The organism is Ilumatobacter sp. (assembly GCF_041688325.1).
Lineage (GTDB): Bacteria > Actinomycetota > Acidimicrobiia > Acidimicrobiales > Ilumatobacteraceae > Ilumatobacter_A.
The window spans coordinates 19,184-37,562 of record NZ_JBDNIJ010000098.1; the positions used below are offsets into that span (position 1 = coordinate 19,184).

Consider the following 18,379-nt stretch of genomic DNA (forward strand, 5'->3'; position numbering starts at 1 on the left):
TCTTTGCGTACCAGCTATGTGAGACGGCATCGCCCCTGGTCGAGGACCAGGGGCGACGTGATTGTCGGGTGTCCGTTTGAGGATCCTCTATCGGTCGCGGTCTGGCGTAGGGAACCAGGTCCTACAGGAGGCTGCGGTTGCCGGACGATGAGACTTGAAGCATTGGTCGGTCCGGGTGAGGTCCTTGAAGAGAGGCGCTGGGGGTGTGAGTGCTTGCAGCGTTCGAAGGAGCGATTGGATGTGCGGGTCGCTGTCCGGCCTGTCTGATGGCCGCCGGTCGGTGCTCATCGGATTCCTGTCCTGTCGAGTCTGGTGGTTGTTGGGGTAGCGACGATTGCTGCGACAACGGCCATGGCGGTTCCGACGAGTCCGAGGCCGATGATGAGGGCGATGTCGCTCGCGGGCAGTCGGAGTGTTGCGTCTCCGAAGCGTGCGTAGGCCGTCCCGGCGAGGGTGGTGGCGATTGTGGCCATGGTGAGGCCGACCACGAGGGGTGCTGCGACCCAGAGTGCTTCGGTGAGTCGCAGTATGCGCCCGGGCACGCCGAGCGCGAGGAGTTCTGACGCTGTTCGCCGGCGTTCGATGGTTCGGTCGACGAGTGATACGGCGACTGCAAAGGCGCCGACGATGAGGGCGAAACCGGTTGCAACGGTCACGAGGGTTCGGTATGTCGCTGCGAGCCGGCCTCTCTCGTAGGTGTCGCCGGTGTCGACGTCTGCGGCTGGAGCGGCTGCGATGATCTGGTCGGCGACGGCTGCGGTGTCGGCGTCGATGGGCATGGTGAGGTACCACTCGCGTGGGAGCGGACTGTCGGGGGAAAGCAGTTCAGGGCCGATGCGTAGGTCGCCGACGGCCGATACTGACCCGTCAGCTCGTTGGAGTGTTGCTTCGAGTGGCTGGCCGAGTGTGGTGTCGGGAATCTGGAACTCGACGAAGTTGCCACCAATCGAGAGCGGTTGAGCCGCATTAGCGTCGCAGGTGTCTCCGAAGTTGTTGACGAGCGCTTGGAGTTGTTCGCATGTGGCGACGACTGCGGCGGCGGTATCTCCGTTGGAGGTGGGGATGCGTGTGAGGCCGATGGCGTTGTCGACGGCTCGAACATTGCTCATGGCGCTGGTAGTGAGTGGTGCGTTGTCGACGGTGATGACTTGGGTGTCGATGGCGGCTTCGACGGCGGGGTCGGTGTTGTTAATTGCCCAGTCGAGGACGAGGATGAGGCTTTGGCCGACGCCTGCGACGAGGACGACGACGAGGAGGCCGGTCGCTATTCGGGAGATCGAGTACGGATCGAAGGTCATTCGGCGCGCTGCGAGGGTGGTCCACGGTTGTCGGACAGTTCGTCGCAGCACTGTTCCGGTGATGGTGGCGATGGCGGGCATTGCGACGACGATTCCGATTGCGGTGAGAATGTTGCCGGCTACGAAGACGATGTACCAGATGGTTTGATTGCTCGGGCTGGTCCACGCCACGGCCACCAGAAGCAGGGCGACCCCGGTTCCAAGTGGCAGGAGTCGACGGCGTTGAAGGTTGTTTGGCGGGGCGGGTTGGCGTTCGGCTAGTGGTGAGCTGATGGAACCGCTGATGGAAGTGTGGGCGCTGATGAGCGATCCGGCGACCAAGACGGCAAGGACGGCGGCGGCGACGGTCGGCGTGACGGTGATGTCTCGGGCGAACCATCGCAAGTCCCCGATTCCGACACGTTGCGAAACGCCGCGCAGCGCCGCCCAGGCTGCGGCGCCGGCGAGAGCGCCAACGGTTGTCACCACGGCGATCTCAGTCGTCGCAACAATTCTGGTCTGAGATGTCGAGAGGCCGATCAGGCGGAGAGCTGCGAGCCGGTCTCGGCGGGTGCGAGCGGACAGTCGCGCTGTGGTGGCGAGCAGGAGCAGGGTGGGGAGCAGCACGAAAATCGCTGCTCCTGCTGCGATGAGTCGTACTGCGCTGAAGTTCGGGCCGCTGAGGGTCGCTGCGTCGGGTCCGAATCCGAGTGCTCCAACCACGCCGCGAGTGTTCTCGGGGACGTGTTCAGCAGAGACGCCCACGATGACGTAGAGCTGGTCGGGTGCGATGGTGAAGTTCTCATCGATCTGTTGAATCTGGGTTTGCGGGTACCGGGCCTTGAGCGATGCGTCGCTGCTGATGAGGTCAGCGAATGCTGGAGATACGACCATCTCGCCGTCGGCCGGGTATCGATCGATCCATGCCGGTGGAGCGGCGGTGTCGTCGAGGACGGCGAGAGCAATGCGGGTGAGCGGGCGACCGCCGACGCTTTCGTCGACGAGCGCCGCTCGGAGGGGCGGAGCGCTGGCGGCTTCGTCAACGACGAGTTGTTGCCTTCCGAGTACGTCGCTCTGCGCCTGGTAGACGTTGGGAATGCTCGCGAGCGCGAGAAGGGCAACAGCACCGACGCAAGCGCCTGCCGCCATCAACATCAGCCTCAAGGCACTGTCGCGTCCAGTGCCGAGGAGAACCCTCAGGCCGAGAGCAATGAGCTTCATGGCTGTGAACCGTGTGTGGTGATGCGCCCGTCTCGCATGGTGACGACCACGTCCGCGCGTTCGGCGAGGCGTCGTTCGTGAGTGACGAGGACGAGTGCGACGCCTCGTTGTCTGGTCTCGTCGAGCAGTGTGTCGATTACTCGGTCGGCGTTGTCGGAGTCGAGCGAGCCGGTGGGTTCGTCGGCGAACACGACGGCGGGCTGATGGACGATGGCTCGAGCAACTGCGGCCCGCTGACGTTCGCCACCCGACACTCTGCCCGGATGCCGATCGGCGGTGTGCTCGATTCCGAATGCCTGTAGGAGCGTCAGGGCGGCGCTGTTGGCCGAGCGTCGGGATTCGCCGGTGAGCCACGCAGGCAGCGCAACGTTTTCGAGTATCGAGAGTTCGGGAACGAGTTCACCGAACTGGAAGACGATGCCCATCTTGGCAAGCCGAATTGCGCTGCGCTCGCGATCACTGAGCTGGACGATGTCTTGCCCGTCGAAACTCACCGAGCCGGAGGTAGGCAACCGCAGGCCAGCAAGGCAGTGCAGCAGAGTCGACTTGCCAGATCCGGACGAACCGACAACTGAGACGGACGTTCCCGCTCGCAACAGCAGTGAAGCGTCGTGAAGGACTGGAGCGTCGTCGAACGAGACGCTCAGTGAGTCTGCGTCGAGAACGTTCATCGATGTTGTGTCGGAACTTGGAGCGATCGGCATGCCAGTCCATCTAGAGGGGTCGATTGCGGTCAGTGTCATGTTGTCACCGCGGTCGGCGTGTAGCCGTCGAGCTGTTCGCGGGTCGTGTTGGACCATTGAGCGAATTGACCGATTTCTTGGCCGTGTGTTTCGAGCACGGTGGCACGAATGGGTTCTTGAAGTTCTTCGAGGCGGTCCACGAAGTCGATCTCGGTACTGCACTGGGCGAATGCTCTCGCAACTTCGATCTCGTCTTCGCTTGGCTGGTACACCGAGCGGGGCCGCTCGACGACTTCGATGCCCTCGTATACAGCCACGGTCGAATCCGGTGTCACAGTTGGTCCTTCGGTGATCGCCAGTTGCTCGAGAGCCGACGAGAAGTCGACATCGTCGGCGGGCAGGCCGACCGCCTTCGCGAAGCACGATTCTTGTTCGGCGATGAGGTCTCCAGCATCCACGACTGCGAGACCGAGGAACTCGTCGCGCACAGAGTCGCTGAACTCGGTCCACTCTGCGAAACCGGCGGTGACGTCTTCTCCGATTGCTGTGTTCAGTTGCTCATCGCACGCCTGAATCGTGCGATCGAAGTCGGCGTCGGTGCTGATGACGTCGCCTGGTACGGGTTCTTCGAACGCAGTCACGACGCCGACCAGGCCGTACTGCTCGGCGTAGCTGGTGGTCATCGGACCGGATTCAAGCGGGTTCCAGTAGACCATTCCACGACGGGCGTGTTCTTCGCTCGGACGCATGGCTTGAGCGTGCATCATTTGTGGATAGCCCGACAAACGAACGCAGTCATTGCGGGCGTCGAGCGTTGCGATTCGGAGGTCAACGATTCCGGTTTCGAGGCCGAGAACCGGTTCGGAGCGGTCTTCGTCGGCTTGCCCGCTACATGCGGCGAGCGCGAGAACTGAGACCGCGAGAAGGGAGAACGAGAAGCGATTCATGATGTCGAAATGAGGCAGCGGACGCGGCAGTGCCGGGCGCCGTAGCGCCCGGCACGAGTGCGACGAGTCGGTCAGCAGGAACCCTTCTCGTGGCGGTCGTTTTCGTTGTCGACCGACGACTTGAGGTTCTTCAGCAGACCGTCGTTGGGGACAGTGTCGACGTCGTCGGGGTTGATGCCTCGGTCGTCGACGACCTTGATGTCGCAGCTGCTGTCACGGTTGCGAACCGAGTCGACGTTGTTGCGCACGGCGTATCCGTTGCTGCCGTAGAGGTTCGAGTGGGACTGCGCCCGGGACTGGGTCTCGTAAACCCCTCCGCCTCCGTTGTCGTCCTGGTAGAAGCAGATCTCTCGGTAGTCGCATGCTGCCGACGCCACGCTGGGCGCCACGGCTGCGATTGCGGGAACTGCGGTCAGGCTGAGTGCCGAGGCGAGGATGACCTTGTTGAGTTTCATGATGTACACCTTTCGAGAAGTGCAGCGGGATGCGGCGGCTGATGATTCGATTCCTCGGGATCCGACGGTGTCGTGGGCGGGTGCGCTACGAATCGGTTCAAGGTGTCAGTCGGAAGAGTGTCGTGAGTGACGTCCGACCCCGAGTCTGAGGAATGGTCCTCATGGTTTTTGCTTCTTCACTCGCAGCTGCACTTCTTGTCGAGGTGCTCCTTTCGCTGCGTATAGAGGAGTGTCCTGCTGGCCGCTTTGCGTTACGCGAGTCCCGAAGAAACTCGAGATTCGTTGAAGACTCGATCGGTTAGGTCGTGGAGACCTGTTGGTTGCCGAGTTCAGTCGCTGCCGTCGCTGTTGCTCAGAAGATGGTCGTGTTCCTCTTGGGCTCGGACGCATCCGGGGTGCGGTGCTTCGAGTCGGGCACCGCCTGCGGCTCGGCACTGGCGGTCCTTTCGCCATCCGTTGCACGCTCGCCGCAGCGCCCACTGCGCTCGTTGCGCCGGGGTGCGGTCGTTGGCGGAGGCCCCGGTTTGATGTTCTGAGGTCGATGACATTGTTGTAAACGTTGTTTGCGTACTGGCGAGCTGCATCTCAGGCAATCGCCACCGAGGAGATGACGTTGTTCCAGCCCGATGCCATTGAGTTGGCGGACGCGCCGGCTGAGGTGTTGCCGCTGTACTTGCTGGTGCCGAGGCCGTTGTAGAGACTTGCCGAGCAAGCACCAACGCGGTAGCTACTGGTGCGGTTGTCGAACCCGTAGGCCGACAGCGAGATCACGGATTGGCGTGTCGAGAGGCTGATGACGGCGCCGGTCTTGTTGGTGCCGTCGTAGAGGCGCAGCGATGACGAGCAGTTCGCAGCACGACTTGAGGGGGCGTTCTCGTTCAGGGCGCGGTCCATTGCAGCTTCGCTGCGGTAGCAGGTGGTGGCGCTGTCGGTGACGTGGCATGCGGTCGCTGCGCCCCATCCGTCGGCCATGTTGAAGGTGGCGCCTTCGAAGTTGGCGACGGTGTTCGACGCCGGCTGCGGTTGTGCCTGGTTGGCGTGTGTGGTGGTGGCAAGTCCGAGTGTCGTTGCGGTGAGGACGAGCGCGGTGGTGAGAAACTTGATCATGGCGGTTTCTTTCTGTTCGGTCGGCGGCGGGGTTGCGGCCGAGCAAATGGTCAGCGCTCGCTGGCGCCGATCACGAAGATGCGACGGTTGTCGTTGTCGATGCCCGGAATGGCGCAGGGCGTTGCCGGGTCGAATGGTTCGGGTGCGTCCACGGTCCAGTCGTCGAGGCCGGCCTCGTTGAGTTGTTCTTGGGCTGCCGCGATTGCGGCGTTCTGGTCGAAGCATTCGTTGCCAAACAGGTCGATGAGCGTTTCGTTGATCTCGATGATTGCTTGTTGGTCGTCGGTGAGCCCGGCTTCGAGTTCTGCAAGTCCGAGCCGGTTGCATGCTGCGGCTTCGGCCGGGATCACTGCCGCTGCGCCGGCTTCGTTGACGCATGCGGTGAGCGGGGGCACGTCGCCGGTACCGAGGGTTCCGTCGAGCCAGAGTTGACGACAGGCAGCGACGGGGTCGTCGCTTGCGGCGAGGCCGACCAGGTCGCCGTTGAGGTCGACGGTTTCGTAACACGAGACTGCTGTCGGATCCGAAACCGAGGCGGTCCACACCAGAGCGAACGCTGCTGTCGCGAGCACAACAGCTACGGCGCTGCCGCCGACGATCCACGGGTTCCGTGCCCGCTTCGTCCTACTGGTGCGGGCGTGCTGGTGGACGGCCGCGAGGATGGCGGCGTTGCGGTCGGCCGCATCGTTGGGCGCTGGTGGTTCGAGCTGGTTGAACAGTTCGATGGGGTCGGTGGGCTTCATTGCAGTTCCCCTGCTTCGACGAGGTCGTCGAATCGTTCGTGGACGATCTTTCGTGCCCGGAACAGTTGCTGGCGGATGGTGTTGGCGGGCTTATCGAACAGCTCGCCGATCTCGGTGGGGGTCATTTCGAACCAGCCGGACAGGACCATGAGTTCGCAGTCCGTTTCGTTGAGATCTCGCAGCACGTCCATGAGCGGGGCGATCTCGGTGGGGTCGTAGCCGTTGCGGGTGAGTTCGACTGACACCTCGGGTCGTGCGTGCTCGATCGCGGCTGCGAGGGCGTCGGCGCGGCGTTCGCTGCGCCAGGTGTTGCGGGCGTGATTGCGCACGACGCCGAGCAGCCAGATGCGTTCGGAGCCGTCGGGGATGTCGGCGAAGCGTTCCCAAGCGGTGATGAATGTGCGTTGTACGACGTCATCGACTCGCTCGTCTTTGACGAAGGTCGCGGTGTAGCGGCGCACGTCGTGGACGTGCGCGTTGAAGAACGTGTCGAACTGGTATTCCAGGCTCCGAACTCGTCTCACAACTGCGAGTGTCCACCATCGGCGTCCGCGTTACGCGACATCGAAGATTTCTTTTCGACGCGGCGTGATCTGCTCCGGTCATGTGATGTCCAGTCGGCGTGCCATGTTGAGGCGGACTTCGCCGTAGGGGGCGACGTGGGACCAGAACAGCGGTGTGAGTCCGCGTCGGTCGGCGTCGGTGAGACGCCGTGACCAGCGATCGTCGGCGAGGGTGTCTTGGATGAGGAGCGTGTTGATGTAGACGAGCGAGGTCTGCAGGATCCGTAGGCACAGCACCGAGAGTTCTTGTTCGTCGCGGCGGTTCGAGGCGATGTCGCCGCCTTTGCCGTAGAAGAACACCGAGTTGCCGCGGTTCCAGGATTCGACGACGTGGAGCCCGTCGTTGACGGAGCGCTGCAGTTGACGGTCCCGGAGGTAGCGGGCGACGAACACTGTCTTCTGTGCTCGACCCGTCTCGATCATTGCCTGATACGTCGGGTGCTGCGCGTTGGAACGCATGAACCGGCGCAGGATGGCTTCGGTCGATGCGGTGCCAGTGCGGATCGCGGTGGCGTAGCGGATCATCTGGTCGTACTGCTCAGCGATTTGGCCCCATTGGATTGGCCGGCTCATCGCATCAGCGATGTTGGAGTAGTCGCCGGGCCGTTTCGGGCCGGGCCGGTACAGCTTGACGTGGTTGATTCGCTTGATCCTGGGCAACAGATCGAACCCGAGGAGGCGGGTGATGCCGAACCCGATCTCGGTCTGGCCGTGGGAGTCGACGTAGTTGCCTTCGACGGCCATGTCGGTGCTGTGGCGGATTGCGCCCTCGATCATCGCGGCGACCTCGGAAGCGGAACACGAGATCAGCTGGGAGTGGATGGCCATCGACTTGCGTTCGACGTGCCAGTAGATCAGCACTCCTCGGCCGCCGTAGCGGGCGTGCCACTCGGTGAAGATGTTTTGGTCGAACGCCCGGAAGTGCGTCGAGTCCGAGGCCACCACCGAGGACCCCGCGCCCCACACCTCGGGGTCACGAGCAGCGAAGGTTGCGTTGGCGATCTCGACGGCGATCGCTTGGGCGATGTCGTTGGTCAGATAGCGGCGCCGCACGTAGCGCAAGTCGTTGTCGCTGTGGCCGTGCTCGCCGCCAGCGATCGCTGCGATGCCGGTGTTGGTGCCGTATGCGTAGATCACCAACAACAGCCGCTCCACGAGCGTGTCCGGTGAGATCCCATCGCGGGACGCAGTTGAGGTGATCTGGTCGAGACAACCCGAGCGCAGCACGGCTTCTTTAAGCATGTCGATCATCGGGATCGTGCCCCACCGACGCCCGACGTCGGCCTTGAGGGCCCGCAAACTCGACGGTTCGGTGACTGCGTCGAGTGGGCTCAACTTGATCGGGCCCTGCTTGCCACGATCCGCGATGTCGATCCAGTCGCATCCGGCGATGTCGTCGTTCAACGCCGACAGAGCAGCGTCCATCTCCGCTTTGAGCGTGTCGATGAACTCGGTCGCGTCCAGCGGTTGGCGCAGCGCGGTGTAGTGCTCGACGCGACGTTCGTCGAAGTCAGCCGGGAGATCGTCGTCGGGGTTGCGCCACCGATCCGCACCATGCACCCACACCTCTTTGCAGCGCAACTGTTCGCGCAACGCTTGGAACGTGCAGATCTCATACACAGTGCGCACCACACGCCGCTCGGGCAGATCGTTGTTGAAGACCAGTGACGCCCAGTTCCCCACGATCCCTCGATGAACCGGGACCTCGGCGTCGTCGGGAAAGAACCGGACCCGGCTGTCCTTGAACGTCTTCACCAACTCGAGAGCGTCGATGACCGGGCGGTGCATCGAGTTGTTGCTGTCGAACTCCAACACATCCAACAACTCGATCAGACCGCGCCGGTAGTGGTTCGTGTACGACGCCCGCAACGTCGCACGCACCGTCTGGGCGTACACCGGGCCCTTCGACTTGAACTCGTACACCAACTCGCGCAACGTCACCTCGCCGCCCTTCACCGCCGGGAAGATGACATCGCGCACCGGCTCATCAGGAGCATCAACCGCAGCGGTAGCAATCGCGAATAGCAGGTTTTCCTTGCCGGTCACCCGCTTGAACGCCTCGACCAACTCCTTGGTCACCTTGCGGTCCGCGCGGGCGTTGATCCGGTGCACGGTCGCAATGAACAGATCGACCAAGGTGTCGGTCAACTCTCGCTCACGGGCCTGCAGCAGAGTCCCCAACAATGCGACTCGGGACTCGGCTGTTCGGCGACGAAGGTGCGATGGCGATTCGACCCCCACAGTGCGCCGCCACTCCACCAGCAGAGCCGACGGCACCGAATCCAGCACACCAGCCGGCAAGCCGATCTCCCGGACACGGCGGAGCTTGTCGATCTCAACCAGCATCGTTTCCAAACTCACGTTGCCCGGCGTCGACTTCAGCCAGCCCAACGTTGACAACTCGCCGCTCGAATCGTCAATGTCGTCGTCGACGAGGGCATGCAACCGCTCGGCAACATTGTCAGGAACCAGCCTCGCCACCGTGGCGATAGCTGCATCTTCGGCCTGGCTCAACGCAGACCGCACCATCCGATCGAGTCGACCCGACGCAGGCAACTCGATCCGCTCCGAGCGGCACCGACCAACCAGCGCAGCCTTCACCCGGTCGAACGATCGCTCAGAAGCTGCAACATTGCCGACCAACCACTCGACCAACAAGTCGGCCTCGGCCACCGTGCACTCACGAAACCCCAGAAAGTCCCTGACCTGCGCGCGGTCACGCTTAATCGTGCGGCCATCCCACTCGTAGCTCTCCAACGACATTGCATCCAGCGCCGCCTGACGGGCCACGAAGTCAACGACACCATCTGGCACCTCTTCGAGGTTTGAGGGGAATCTGGCGTGGATCTCGAAGAACTTGAGCAACAGCAATAGACCCAGCCGACGACGCTCGTGCGAACCCGACACGAACTCGACATCGTCGTCGCGCACCGTCCACTCCTTGATCAGATCAAGCGGATCGCTCACCTCACGCATCGCTACTGCCGAACCTCTCCAGGCCGACGCAACACCAACATCAACACGCCCAATACGCGCCAACCTGTTTCGCCGCCTACCGAAGAGTGTCCGGACAGCCTCGACGCGTTACCGAACTATCCGACACAACAGGCGGCTCAGATTTTGGCCCCTGGTGACACGTTCGTTAATGACACCCCTCGTCGACCTCGCTCAGAGCTAATTTTACCGGAAGGTGGCAATTCACTGACGCGATTGCAGAACCTGGTTGCAAAACCCTCAGCGTGAGGCAGCCCGGAGCTATGGTCAATTGGGATGGAACGACTGTGCGAACGCCCCGGGTGTTCCGAGCGTGCATCTGTCGCCTATGGGATGCGCGCCGAAGACTTGGTGTTCTGGCTTGATCGGCTCGACGACGCTGCATCCTCTGACGGCGGCGTGCTCTGCCAGCGTCATGCCGACTCAATGGTTGTGCCGGGCAGCTGGACCCTTGACGATCTGCGCGACCCCGACTTGCACCTGTTCCGACCGCCAGCTCCGGTCGAGCAGCCGCGTTCGCGAGTCCGTCGCTCACATGGCAACGACACCCGGGAAGTCGAACAGCTCGAGCTTGGCGTCGAACTAGCACCCGATCCTCCGACGGAAGGCGAGAAGGAACGCGAGACGGAAGGCGATCTGGTTACCGATGCGCCAGCCGACGTCACCGCTCCGGCGGCCGATCCGGACGTCGCAGACGAGCCCCAGGTGTGGACACCCAACTTTGACACCGCTGACGACCTTGGTGGTCTGCTGTCGGCGAGGAGCCCGTTGCTCGCCCGTGCGTTCCGGGGAGCTGGCCGGCCACGGGAGTCCCCGGGCGACAGTTGATGGAGATTCGTCGCAGCCTCGTCGCGGCATGCACCCCGGACGAGATGTTTTCATGGGTCGAGGACCTCGCGCGTTATCCAGAGTGGATGCGAATGGTGCACGGCGTCACGCCGGACACCAGCGGTGGGTCTGACGAGGCACTGGCCTGGGATGTCGAGCTGCGTGCTCAGGTCGGACCGTTTGCCCGCTCGAAGCGACTCCGGATGGTGCGCACTGAACATGATGTTCCGCATCGCGTCACGTTTGAGCGCTCGGAACTCGACGAGCGATCACACTCGGTCTGGGAGCTGCGCGCCACGATCGATCCGGCGCCGGAGGGCCAGACCGGCCTCACGATGGAGCTGAACTATGGCGGCGGCCTCTGGACCGGAGCGGTGCTCGGCCGAGTGCTCGATGACGAAGTCAGACGGGGGAGCGAAACCCTCAGTCAACTGGTCACTGGCTCGCCCACGCGTTGAACCGACCGTCGTGCCGACGTTCGAGTTCGAGGGAGAGGCCGAAACACTCGCTGAGTGACGCTGCCGTCATCACCACATCGAGTGCCGTGAGTTTTCGCCGGAGCTGATCGGCGAGGTCGGCTGCGGCATATCCGACCCGCTGGCGCAGTACACGAATGTCGACTTGCCCGAGTCGTTCGCCGAGGACGTTCCCATGATGCTCATCACTACCCGCTTGAGATGGTTGCAACCAACACCGCAATGTCAACTACACTTTCGGACAGTATGAGCCCTGCCCGAGCCGTTCGGGCCGTCCGCGCCATTTTGGTTGCTCTGGCGTTGCGTCGCAACGGTGCTGTTCCACCAGTACGTCGACGTCTGGCGGCATGCTTGGGCCTGGCGTTCATCTGCTTTGCATCGTTTGTCCCGATCTCTGCCACGGCCAACGCCGACGAGACCGATGCCGAGCAGGCTGCCCGAGAGATCCAGGCAGCACGTGAGCAGGCCAATGCGGCTGCTGACGCCTATTTCCAGGCTGAGTCCGACCTCGAAGTTCTCGTAGATGAATTGATCGGACTTGAGTTAGAAGGAGAGCGGTTGCAAGCCGCTGTCGATCTGCTGCGTCGCAATGTCGAGTCCGTAGCCGTCGCGCGATTCGTGAACAGTGGTGTCACGGGTATCCCTCTCTTGACCGGCATCCAGGCACCTCAGGATCAGGTTCAGGCTGAGGTCTTTGTCGACGTGCTGACCAATACGGGGAGCGACATCCTCGACCGGTACGACATCGCGCAAAAGGAACTGGTCGCCAACGAAGTCGAACTCGGCGAACACAAACGCGACATCGAAGTGCAGAAGGTCGTGTTTACCCGGCTGCAAAGACAGGCCGAGGACGAAGTCGCCCGACTCCGCACGATCGAAAAAGGACGCCTCGAAGACGAAGCAGTTCAACGCGCCCTCGCCGCGCAGCGCGCAGAAGAACGGGCCGGCCTTGAAGAGCAGGCCCGCCGCGAAGCCGAGGCAGCAGCACGTGCGATTCCTGATCCGGGTGCCGGGCTCCCCGCCCCGACCACGACCATCGAGGCGCCACCGACAACGCTTGGCGAGGCTTCCAATGGGGCCGATGTCGCAGCCGGGCCAGCTATCGACACCACACCGGTTGAAACCGCTCCGCCGACCACGGCTGTGCTCACAAACGAAGGCGCCTCTGGCGGTACGAGCGGTGGCCGAACCGGAACCGGCGGGAGCGGCAGTAATCCGCGTCCGGTCGAAACCGGGGCCGGTTACATCGATGCGATCATCTGCCCGATGCCCGGCTCGGCGTACGGTGACACGTGGGGTGCGCCACGCTCTGGCGGTCGCAAGCACGAGGGCGTCGACATGATCGCGCCGCGTGGCGTTCCGATCTATGCCGTCGCCAGCGGCTTCGCCACTTTCAAATCCAACACTCTCGGCGGCAACGCTGTGTCACTCGTTGGCGACAACGGCACCCGCTACTACTACGGGCACCTCGACAGCTACGACGGCTCGAGTCGACCCGTGTTCCAGGGCGAGATCATCGGCTACAACGGCGACACTGGTAACGCTCGGTTCAGCACGCCGCATCTTCACTTCGAGATCCACCCCGGAGGCGGCCTTGCGGTGAACCCGTACCCTTCGATGCGCATCGCTGGATGCTGATCTGACATTCTCGTCACTATGGCGAGTCCGGAAGTCCAGGCGTTGGCCTCACTCCTCAGCTCCGCACTCGATGGTGCAACTGTCACCGACCTGACTCGGCTCTCGGGAGGAGCATCGCGCGAGACGTGGCGATTTGCTGCCGACGGGGTACCTCGGGTCACGCAACTGCAGCGCACCGGTGATATCCGCGACATGCTTGTCGAAGCAGCGGTGGTCGGCGCAGCGCACACGGGTGGTGTCCCGGTGCCTGAAGTCCACGTGGCACGTCGGCGGTCTGATGGCAGCGCCTTCATGATCGTGGAGGCGATCGACGGTGAGACGATCGCCCGAAAGATTCAACGCGATGACCAGTTTGCTGGTGCCCGAGCACGGTTTGCGGCCGACTGCGGCGGAGCGCTCGCCAGGGTTCATCAGCTTGACCCGTCAGCGGTCGACGGCCTTACCGACACCGATCAAGTCGCGTTCTACACCGAGGTACTCGACGGCCTTGGCCAGCCGCACCCGACCTTCGAACTTGTCCGTAACTGGCTGATCGCGAACCGCCCCGAACGGTCCCGTACGACCATCGTGCACGGCGACTTCCGCCTGGGCAACCTCATTGTCGACGACAACGGGATGCGGGCGGTGATCGACTGGGAGCTCGCACACCTGGGCGACCCGAACGAAGACCTCGGTTGGCTCTGTGTCAAGGCCTGGCGATTCGGTGGCGCCCCACCTGTGGCGGGCATTGGCGCTCGATCTGACCTGTTCGCTGCCTACGAAGCTGTAGGCGGCGGCGCTGTCGATCAGGAGGCCGTGTTTTGGTGGGAAGTCCTCGGCACGTGGAAGTGGGGGATCATGTGCATCCTGCAAGCCAACGCACACCTGTCGGGTGCAGCCAGGAGCCATGAGCTCGCTGCGATCGGACGGCGAGTGTGCGAAAACGAGTTCGACCTCCTCACGATGCTGGAGGGTCGCTGGTGAGTACCACCCCGCATGACGCACCGAGCGCAGCCGAACTGGTTGAGGCAGTTCGAGAGTGGCTCGAGCGAGACGTTCTGACGGCGACCGATGGACGTCTGAAGTTCCACACCCGCGTCGCTGTCAACGTCTTGGCAATGGTCGAACGCGAGCTCAGCCTGGGTGACCAACATGTCGCTGATCACGCGGCTCGACTCATGTTGCTCGGTGTCGAATCTGATGCTGAACTGGCAGCAGCGATTAGGTCCGAAGCCGTTGCTGTTGAGCCGGACGTGCTGCGTGCAGCCCTCCTCGACTCGGTAGTCGACAAGCTGCGGGTGGCGAACCCGAAATACCTCGAGAGCTGAGCAGCTCAGGGCTTGACGGTAATGCGGACCGGCTTGTCGACAACTGGCTGGCCCGCTGCCAACTGACCGCAGGCTGCGTCAATGTCGGTGCCGCGGTTCTGTCGAACCGTTGCGTTGGCGCCGAAGTCTTCGAGTGCATCGCGGAATGCGTAGACCCTTTTGAGCGGAGTCCCCTTTGTGGGGTAGCCAGGTGTCGGGTTCAACGGGATGAGGTTCACGTGAGCGTGCGGCTGCATCCGACGACACAGCGCGGCCAGCTCGCGAGCATCGCTGGTTCGGTCATTGACCCCGTCGATCATTGCCCATTCGAAGCTGACGCGACGGTTCTTCACCTGGAGGTAGTCGTTGCAGGCGCTGATGAGATCGTCGATGGGGTAGCGCTTGTTGATGGGGACCATTTCGGTCCGCAGTTCGTCGTTCGCGGCGTGCAGTGAGACCGCGAGGTTGACTGGCAGGGGAAGATCCTTCAGCGCGCGGATGCCCGGGATCAGCCCAACCGTCGAGATCGTGATGTGGCGAGCTGAGAGGCCGATGTCACCGTGAATACGTTCGACGGACTTCCACACAGGTACGAGGTTGGCCATTGGCTCGCCCATGCCCATGAACACGATGTTGCTCACTCGCCGGTCGACCTGCTTGGCTCGCTGCGCGGCTCGCACGACCTGCTCGACGATCTCGCCAACGGTGAGATGCCGAGTGAACCCGGCCTGACCGGTGGCACAGAATCCGCACGCCATGGCACACCCTGCCTGGCTGCTGACGCAGACGGTAGCCCGGTCTGCGTACAACATCAGTACGGTCTCGACGCGACTGCCGCCGTCGAGTTCCCAGAGAAACTTCACGGTGTCGCCGGTTTCGTCGACCGATTCGGTCACCAGTGTGAGCGCAGTGGGAAGCTCTCGGTCGAGACGCTCGCGTAGCTTCTTGGGCAGGTTTGTGATGTCGACCGGGTCAGCCAGCTGCGTGTAGAGCCCCTCCCACAGTTGGTCGAGGCGGTATCGAGGCTCGCCATCGAGGCGCTCAGCAAGTTCGTCTCGGGTCACGTCGTATCGAGTCGGCGCAGCCACTCCGCCACGCTACCCGCGCACGGTGTCCCGTTCTCTCCGACGGGATCGAACCTCTCGGTCCCGAACAGATGAAATCAGATGACGTCAGCCGATATGTGGAACGGCAAGCCGTTCATAGTCAGCGATACGGGTGCGGACGACGTCGAGACTGGCGGTCCAGAACGCTGCGTCGGTCACGTCGAGGCCGAACGCCTGGCCGAGTTCCTCGGCGGTGTCCATGCCGGCACGCGACAGCAACGTGTCGTACCCGGCGCGGAAGCGCTCGGGATCGTCCTGGTAGCGAGCAAAGAGCCCCAGGCCGAACAGCAGGCCGTACGTGTAGGGCCAGTTGTAGTAGTGCGAGCCGTAGTAGTGCGGCTTGAGGAGCCACATGTAGGGATGCGCCGTCGACTGATCGATGCCGTCTCCGTAGGCCGCAAGCTGCGCTTCGGTCATCATCTCAGAGAGCTCGCCGGGGCTCAGCGTGCGACGCTGGCGACGGGCGAAGACCTCGGTTTCGAAGAGGAAACGCGAATGAATGTCGACCACGACCTGGTTGGTGCCCTGCAGGTCGATGTCGAGAAGCGCGAGCCGTTCGTCTCCGTCGAGGCGTGCGAGCCCGGCTTCGATGACGAGCGTTTCGCAGAAGATGCTCGCTGTCTCAGCCAGTGCCATCGGGAGGCGTCGCTGTAATGCCGTTCGGCCAGCCAGCGTGGTGTTGTGATAGGCGTGCCCGAGTTCGTGGGCCGTGGTCTGGGCGGATTCAGCAGACCCTGACCAGTTCAACATCACGAGTGAGCGATCGCCTCCGAACGGCATACAGAACGCGCCACCCTGTTTGCCATCACGTGGCTCGGCGTCGATCCATTGCTCGTTGACGGCGCGGTCGACAAGGCCCCCGAGGTCGGGGCTGAATTCGCCGAAGGCGTTGCGGACGATGGCGAGGCCTTCGTCCCACGAGATGGCGCCTGCGGCCATTGGGAGCGGTGCGACGAGATCCCACCATGGAAGTCCGCGCTCCGGGGCGTGGCCGTGCAACTGGGCCTTGACCCGCATCCATCGACGGAAGTCGGGGAGCGAGGTTGTCACTGCCGATTGCATGGCTTCGAATGTGGCGGTGCTGACGCTATTCCCGAAGAGTGACGCATCGAGCGGTGACATCCAATTTCGACGGCGATTGACGACGTTTGCCTCGCCCTTGATCGCGTTCATTGCAGCGGCGACGGGGACTTCGACGGTCGGCCATGCAACGAGCTCGGCGTCGTAGGCAGCCTGACGTACTGCGGGATCGGCATCGGTCGCGAGGCCGCGCACAGCAGGCATCGGCAACGTTGTCGGGCCATCCGGCAGAGCGACCTCGGTGGTCAACTGCGACGTGACGTCGCTCTGCAGACGCCCCCACGCACCAGACCCAGTCGTCGACAACTCGGCGTAGAGATGCTCTTCGGTTTCGGACATCTGATGGGTGGCGCGTTCGGCGAAGCGGCTGAGTGGGCCGATGTGGTCGCGTGCCTCGGTGGACACGACAGCGAGTTCGTCGGCGCCAAGCGACTTGACCCACTCGCAAAGCCGAGCAAGCAGCGGACGCATTGACGCACCGACCACGTCGATCTCGCTCATCAATGACTGCGCCTGTGCGTTGCGAGAGTCGGTCGAGACCGTGGCGTACACGTAGGCGTCGAGCAGGTCGAGGTCGTCACTGACGCGATTGAATTCGCTGATCGCCTGATCGGCAGCCGCCCCGTCAGTGTCCGTGAGCGTGCGCTGGTCGGTTGAACGAATGCAAAGTTCGTCGAACAGCGCGATCAGCCGCTCGACGTCAGCGGTCGATCGTTCTTTCGCATCGCTGAACGAGCGGGAGCCGAATGACTCGTGAACATCGGCAACACTCCAACGTGGAAGCGAATCGGCTGGTTCGGTGATCGTCATGGGTGCTTCTCCAGAGGGGCGCGGGGCGAGCCCCACACTGTGTTGTGGGAGCGGGCCTTCAGCAGGCGCCGCGGGTGTCGGGGACGGGTGTCGATGACGGGGCGATGTCGGTGACGAAGGCCGCGTTCGTAGCAGAAACGGTGAAGCCGAGACGTTCGTACATCGCGACAGCTGCAGCGTTGTCGGCATCGACGTAGAGCAGTGCGGTGGTGATGCCCTGACCGGCGAGATGCTCGAGCCCGGTCAGCGTGAGCTGCTTACCCAGGCCGAGCCCGTGGAAGTCGGGGTCGACCGCGATGACGTAGATCTCACCGACTCGTTCACCACCAGGATCGACCGGTTCGTGGACCTTGGTCCAGCAGAACGCGGCCATTCGGCCATCGCGTTCATGAATACGGAAACCGGTTGGATCGAACCAGTCTTCACCCCGTCGCTGACAGAAGGTGTCGAGGGTCCAGCCGCCCTGTTCACCGTGATGAGCGAAGGCTCGGTTGTTGACCGACAACCAGTTGTCATCGTCAGTGCCTGGGCGAAAGTCACGTGTTTCGATGGTGACGTCCAACCCGGTCGGAAGCGGACGACGCATCTGGAAGAGGGTTCGATCGGCGTGCATCCCAGCATCGGCGGCGAGGGTCCGGTGTGCTGCGGTCGGTTCGAAAACCCACCAGTTGACGTGCCCTCCGCCATCGTACGCGACGACGTCGATGGCCGATTCGATCAGCTCGGGGCCGATCGTGGCCATCTCGTAGCGGTGATGCGGATGCACCACGAGTTCGAAGGCGTAGGAGTCGTTGCCGCGGGAGATTTGGGCATACGCGACGGGATGGTCGTGGCCCGGTTCCCACGCGACGAGCGCGGCGAAGCCGTTGTGTCCACCGTTGACGAGGTCGAGATAGAGGTGGTCGGAAAGTGGCCGTCGCCCGTCAGCACGTGTCGCAGCGTCGAGCAGTTCGTTGACCGCAGCAATGTCGTCGCTCTCCATCTGTCGCTTGATCTCGAGACACCGCATACGTCGACGTTATCCCCGCAAGTTCGGGCTGGTCGGGCTGGTCGGGCTGGTCGTGAAAGCGAGGTAGTTTGTCAAGATCTTGCATGGATTGACGACATTCCGCTAATCTGTTACGGCAAAACAGGTTCCCGCCACCTGTTTGCTGCGAGAGTCAGG

At 63.0% G+C, this 18,379-nt stretch carries 17 protein-coding genes; 5 read left to right on the top strand and 12 right to left on the bottom strand.

All coding sequences use genetic code 11. From position 1 onward, the window contains the following. Positions 1-284: 284 nt before the first annotated feature. From ACH2EI_RS06355 to ACH2EI_RS06390, 8 genes are all read right to left on the bottom strand, one after another. Positions 285-2,498 carry an FtsX-like permease family protein gene (locus tag ACH2EI_RS06355; RefSeq protein ID WP_395155411.1) on the bottom strand — a complete coding sequence of 738 codons (2,214 nt, stop codon included), beginning with the start codon at positions 2,496-2,498 and terminating at the stop codon, positions 285-287. Next, positions 2,495-3,241, bottom strand: coding sequence for an ATP-binding cassette domain-containing protein (locus ACH2EI_RS06360; RefSeq protein WP_395155410.1), 747 nt, complete (start codon positions 3,239-3,241; stop codon positions 2,495-2,497). The genes ACH2EI_RS06355 and ACH2EI_RS06360 overlap by 4 nt, the downstream gene beginning before the upstream one ends. Next, positions 3,238-4,128 (bottom strand): hypothetical protein, encoded by an 891-nt coding sequence (locus tag ACH2EI_RS06365; RefSeq protein ID WP_395159485.1) that lies wholly within the window; start codon positions 4,126-4,128, stop codon positions 3,238-3,240. The genes ACH2EI_RS06360 and ACH2EI_RS06365 overlap by 4 nt, the downstream gene beginning before the upstream one ends. 71 nt (positions 4,129-4,199) lie before the next feature. Further along, on the bottom strand, positions 4,200-4,583 hold the full coding sequence (locus tag ACH2EI_RS06370) for a peptidase inhibitor family I36 protein (protein WP_395155407.1): 384 nt from the start codon (positions 4,581-4,583) through the stop codon (positions 4,200-4,202). A gap of 585 nt (positions 4,584-5,168) precedes the next feature. After that, the gene (locus ACH2EI_RS06375; protein ID WP_395155406.1) at positions 5,169-5,690 is read right to left on the bottom strand and encodes a hypothetical protein; all 522 of its coding nucleotides are present in this window, start codon (positions 5,688-5,690) and stop codon (positions 5,169-5,171) included. 50 nt (positions 5,691-5,740) lie between these two features. After that, on the bottom strand, positions 5,741-6,433 hold the full coding sequence (locus tag ACH2EI_RS06380; protein ID WP_395155405.1) for a hypothetical protein: 693 nt from the start codon (positions 6,431-6,433) through the stop codon (positions 5,741-5,743). Then, complete coding sequence (locus tag ACH2EI_RS06385; RefSeq protein ID WP_395155404.1) at positions 6,430-6,957, bottom strand: RNA polymerase sigma factor; 528 nt, start codon at positions 6,955-6,957, stop codon at positions 6,430-6,432. Before ACH2EI_RS06385 ends, ACH2EI_RS06380 begins: the two co-directional genes overlap by 4 nt. 78 nt (positions 6,958-7,035) lie before the next feature. Further along, positions 7,036-9,972, bottom strand: coding sequence for a Tn3 family transposase (locus ACH2EI_RS06390; RefSeq protein ID WP_395155403.1), 2,937 nt, complete (start codon positions 9,970-9,972; stop codon positions 7,036-7,038). A 294-nt stretch (positions 9,973-10,266) separates the two neighbouring features. On the opposite strand from ACH2EI_RS06390, the gene ACH2EI_RS06395 reads away from it, so the two are divergent. Then, complete coding sequence (locus tag ACH2EI_RS06395; RefSeq protein ID WP_395155402.1) at positions 10,267-10,818, top strand: hypothetical protein; 552 nt, start codon at positions 10,267-10,269, stop codon at positions 10,816-10,818. After that, entirely contained in the window at positions 10,818-11,276 is a 459-nt protein-coding gene (locus tag ACH2EI_RS06400; protein ID WP_395155401.1) for an SRPBCC family protein, read from the top strand. The genes ACH2EI_RS06395 and ACH2EI_RS06400 overlap by 1 nt, the downstream gene beginning before the upstream one ends. On the opposite strand, the gene ACH2EI_RS06405 is transcribed toward ACH2EI_RS06400, so the two are convergent. Next, positions 11,254-11,505: a hypothetical protein gene (locus ACH2EI_RS06405; RefSeq protein WP_395155400.1), complete on the bottom strand. Its 252-nt coding sequence runs from the start codon at positions 11,503-11,505 to the stop codon at positions 11,254-11,256. The two genes, ACH2EI_RS06400 and ACH2EI_RS06405, sit on opposite strands and share 23 nt — an antisense overlap. A gap of 35 nt (positions 11,506-11,540) precedes the next feature. Between ACH2EI_RS06405 and ACH2EI_RS06410 the strand changes: the two genes are divergently transcribed. The 3 genes from ACH2EI_RS06410 to ACH2EI_RS06420 are packed head-to-tail and all read left to right on the top strand — an operon-like array spanning position 11,541 to position 14,239. Continuing rightward, on the top strand, positions 11,541-12,932 hold the full coding sequence (locus ACH2EI_RS06410; RefSeq protein ID WP_395155399.1) for a peptidoglycan DD-metalloendopeptidase family protein: 1,392 nt from the start codon (positions 11,541-11,543) through the stop codon (positions 12,930-12,932). An 18-nt stretch (positions 12,933-12,950) separates the two neighbouring features. Next, complete coding sequence (locus tag ACH2EI_RS06415; RefSeq protein ID WP_395155398.1) at positions 12,951-13,895, top strand: phosphotransferase family protein; 945 nt, start codon at positions 12,951-12,953, stop codon at positions 13,893-13,895. Continuing rightward, positions 13,892-14,239 (top strand): DUF6285 domain-containing protein, encoded by a 348-nt coding sequence (locus ACH2EI_RS06420; protein ID WP_395155397.1) that lies wholly within the window; start codon positions 13,892-13,894, stop codon positions 14,237-14,239. Before ACH2EI_RS06415 ends, ACH2EI_RS06420 begins: the two co-directional genes overlap by 4 nt. Before the next feature lie 5 nt (positions 14,240-14,244). Here the strand turns inward: ACH2EI_RS06420 and rlmN are convergent, their stop codons facing one another. From rlmN to mshD, 3 genes are all read right to left on the bottom strand, one after another. Further along, positions 14,245-15,306 carry a 23S rRNA (adenine(2503)-C(2))-methyltransferase RlmN gene (gene rlmN, locus ACH2EI_RS06425; RefSeq protein ID WP_395155396.1) on the bottom strand — a complete coding sequence of 354 codons (1,062 nt, stop codon included), beginning with the start codon at positions 15,304-15,306 and terminating at the stop codon, positions 14,245-14,247. 84 nt (positions 15,307-15,390) lie between these two features. Beyond that, positions 15,391-17,214, bottom strand: coding sequence for a M3 family oligoendopeptidase (locus ACH2EI_RS06430; protein ID WP_395155395.1), 1,824 nt, complete (start codon positions 17,212-17,214; stop codon positions 15,391-15,393). A gap of 58 nt (positions 17,215-17,272) precedes the next feature. Further along, positions 17,273-18,223 (bottom strand): mycothiol synthase, encoded by a 951-nt coding sequence (gene mshD / locus ACH2EI_RS06435; RefSeq protein ID WP_395155394.1) that lies wholly within the window; start codon positions 18,221-18,223, stop codon positions 17,273-17,275. Between the last annotated feature and the right edge of the window lie 156 nt (positions 18,224-18,379).

Bases quoted from the DNA above. Each gene is read 5' to 3' on its own strand.
- ACH2EI_RS06365 (WP_395159485.1), bottom strand. From the start codon at position 4,128: ATGAATCGCTTCTCGTTCTCCCTTCTCGCGGTCTCAGTTCTCGCGCTC.
- ACH2EI_RS06380 (WP_395155405.1), bottom strand. From the start codon at position 6,433: ATGAAGCCCACCGACCCCATCGAACTGTTCAACCAGCTCGAACCACCA.
- ACH2EI_RS06355 (WP_395155411.1), bottom strand. From the start codon at position 2,498: ATGAAGCTCATTGCTCTCGGCCTGAGGGTTCTCCTCGGCACTGGACGC.
- ACH2EI_RS06430 (WP_395155395.1), bottom strand. From the start codon at position 17,214: ATGACGATCACCGAACCAGCCGATTCGCTTCCACGTTGGAGTGTTGCC.
- mshD (WP_395155394.1), bottom strand. From the start codon at position 18,223: ATGCGGTGTCTCGAGATCAAGCGACAGATGGAGAGCGACGACATTGCT.
- ACH2EI_RS06375 (WP_395155406.1), bottom strand. From the start codon at position 5,690: ATGATCAAGTTTCTCACCACCGCGCTCGTCCTCACCGCAACGACACTC.
- ACH2EI_RS06360 (WP_395155410.1), bottom strand. From the start codon at position 3,241: ATGACACTGACCGCAATCGACCCCTCTAGATGGACTGGCATGCCGATC.
- ACH2EI_RS06415 (WP_395155398.1), top strand. From the start codon at position 12,951: ATGGCGAGTCCGGAAGTCCAGGCGTTGGCCTCACTCCTCAGCTCCGCA.
- ACH2EI_RS06390 (WP_395155403.1), bottom strand. From the start codon at position 9,972: ATGCGTGAGGTGAGCGATCCGCTTGATCTGATCAAGGAGTGGACGGTG.
- ACH2EI_RS06410 (WP_395155399.1), top strand. From the start codon at position 11,541: ATGAGCCCTGCCCGAGCCGTTCGGGCCGTCCGCGCCATTTTGGTTGCT.
- ACH2EI_RS06370 (WP_395155407.1), bottom strand. From the start codon at position 4,583: ATGAAACTCAACAAGGTCATCCTCGCCTCGGCACTCAGCCTGACCGCA.
- ACH2EI_RS06400 (WP_395155401.1), top strand. From the start codon at position 10,818: ATGGAGATTCGTCGCAGCCTCGTCGCGGCATGCACCCCGGACGAGATG.
- ACH2EI_RS06395 (WP_395155402.1), top strand. From the start codon at position 10,267: ATGGAACGACTGTGCGAACGCCCCGGGTGTTCCGAGCGTGCATCTGTC.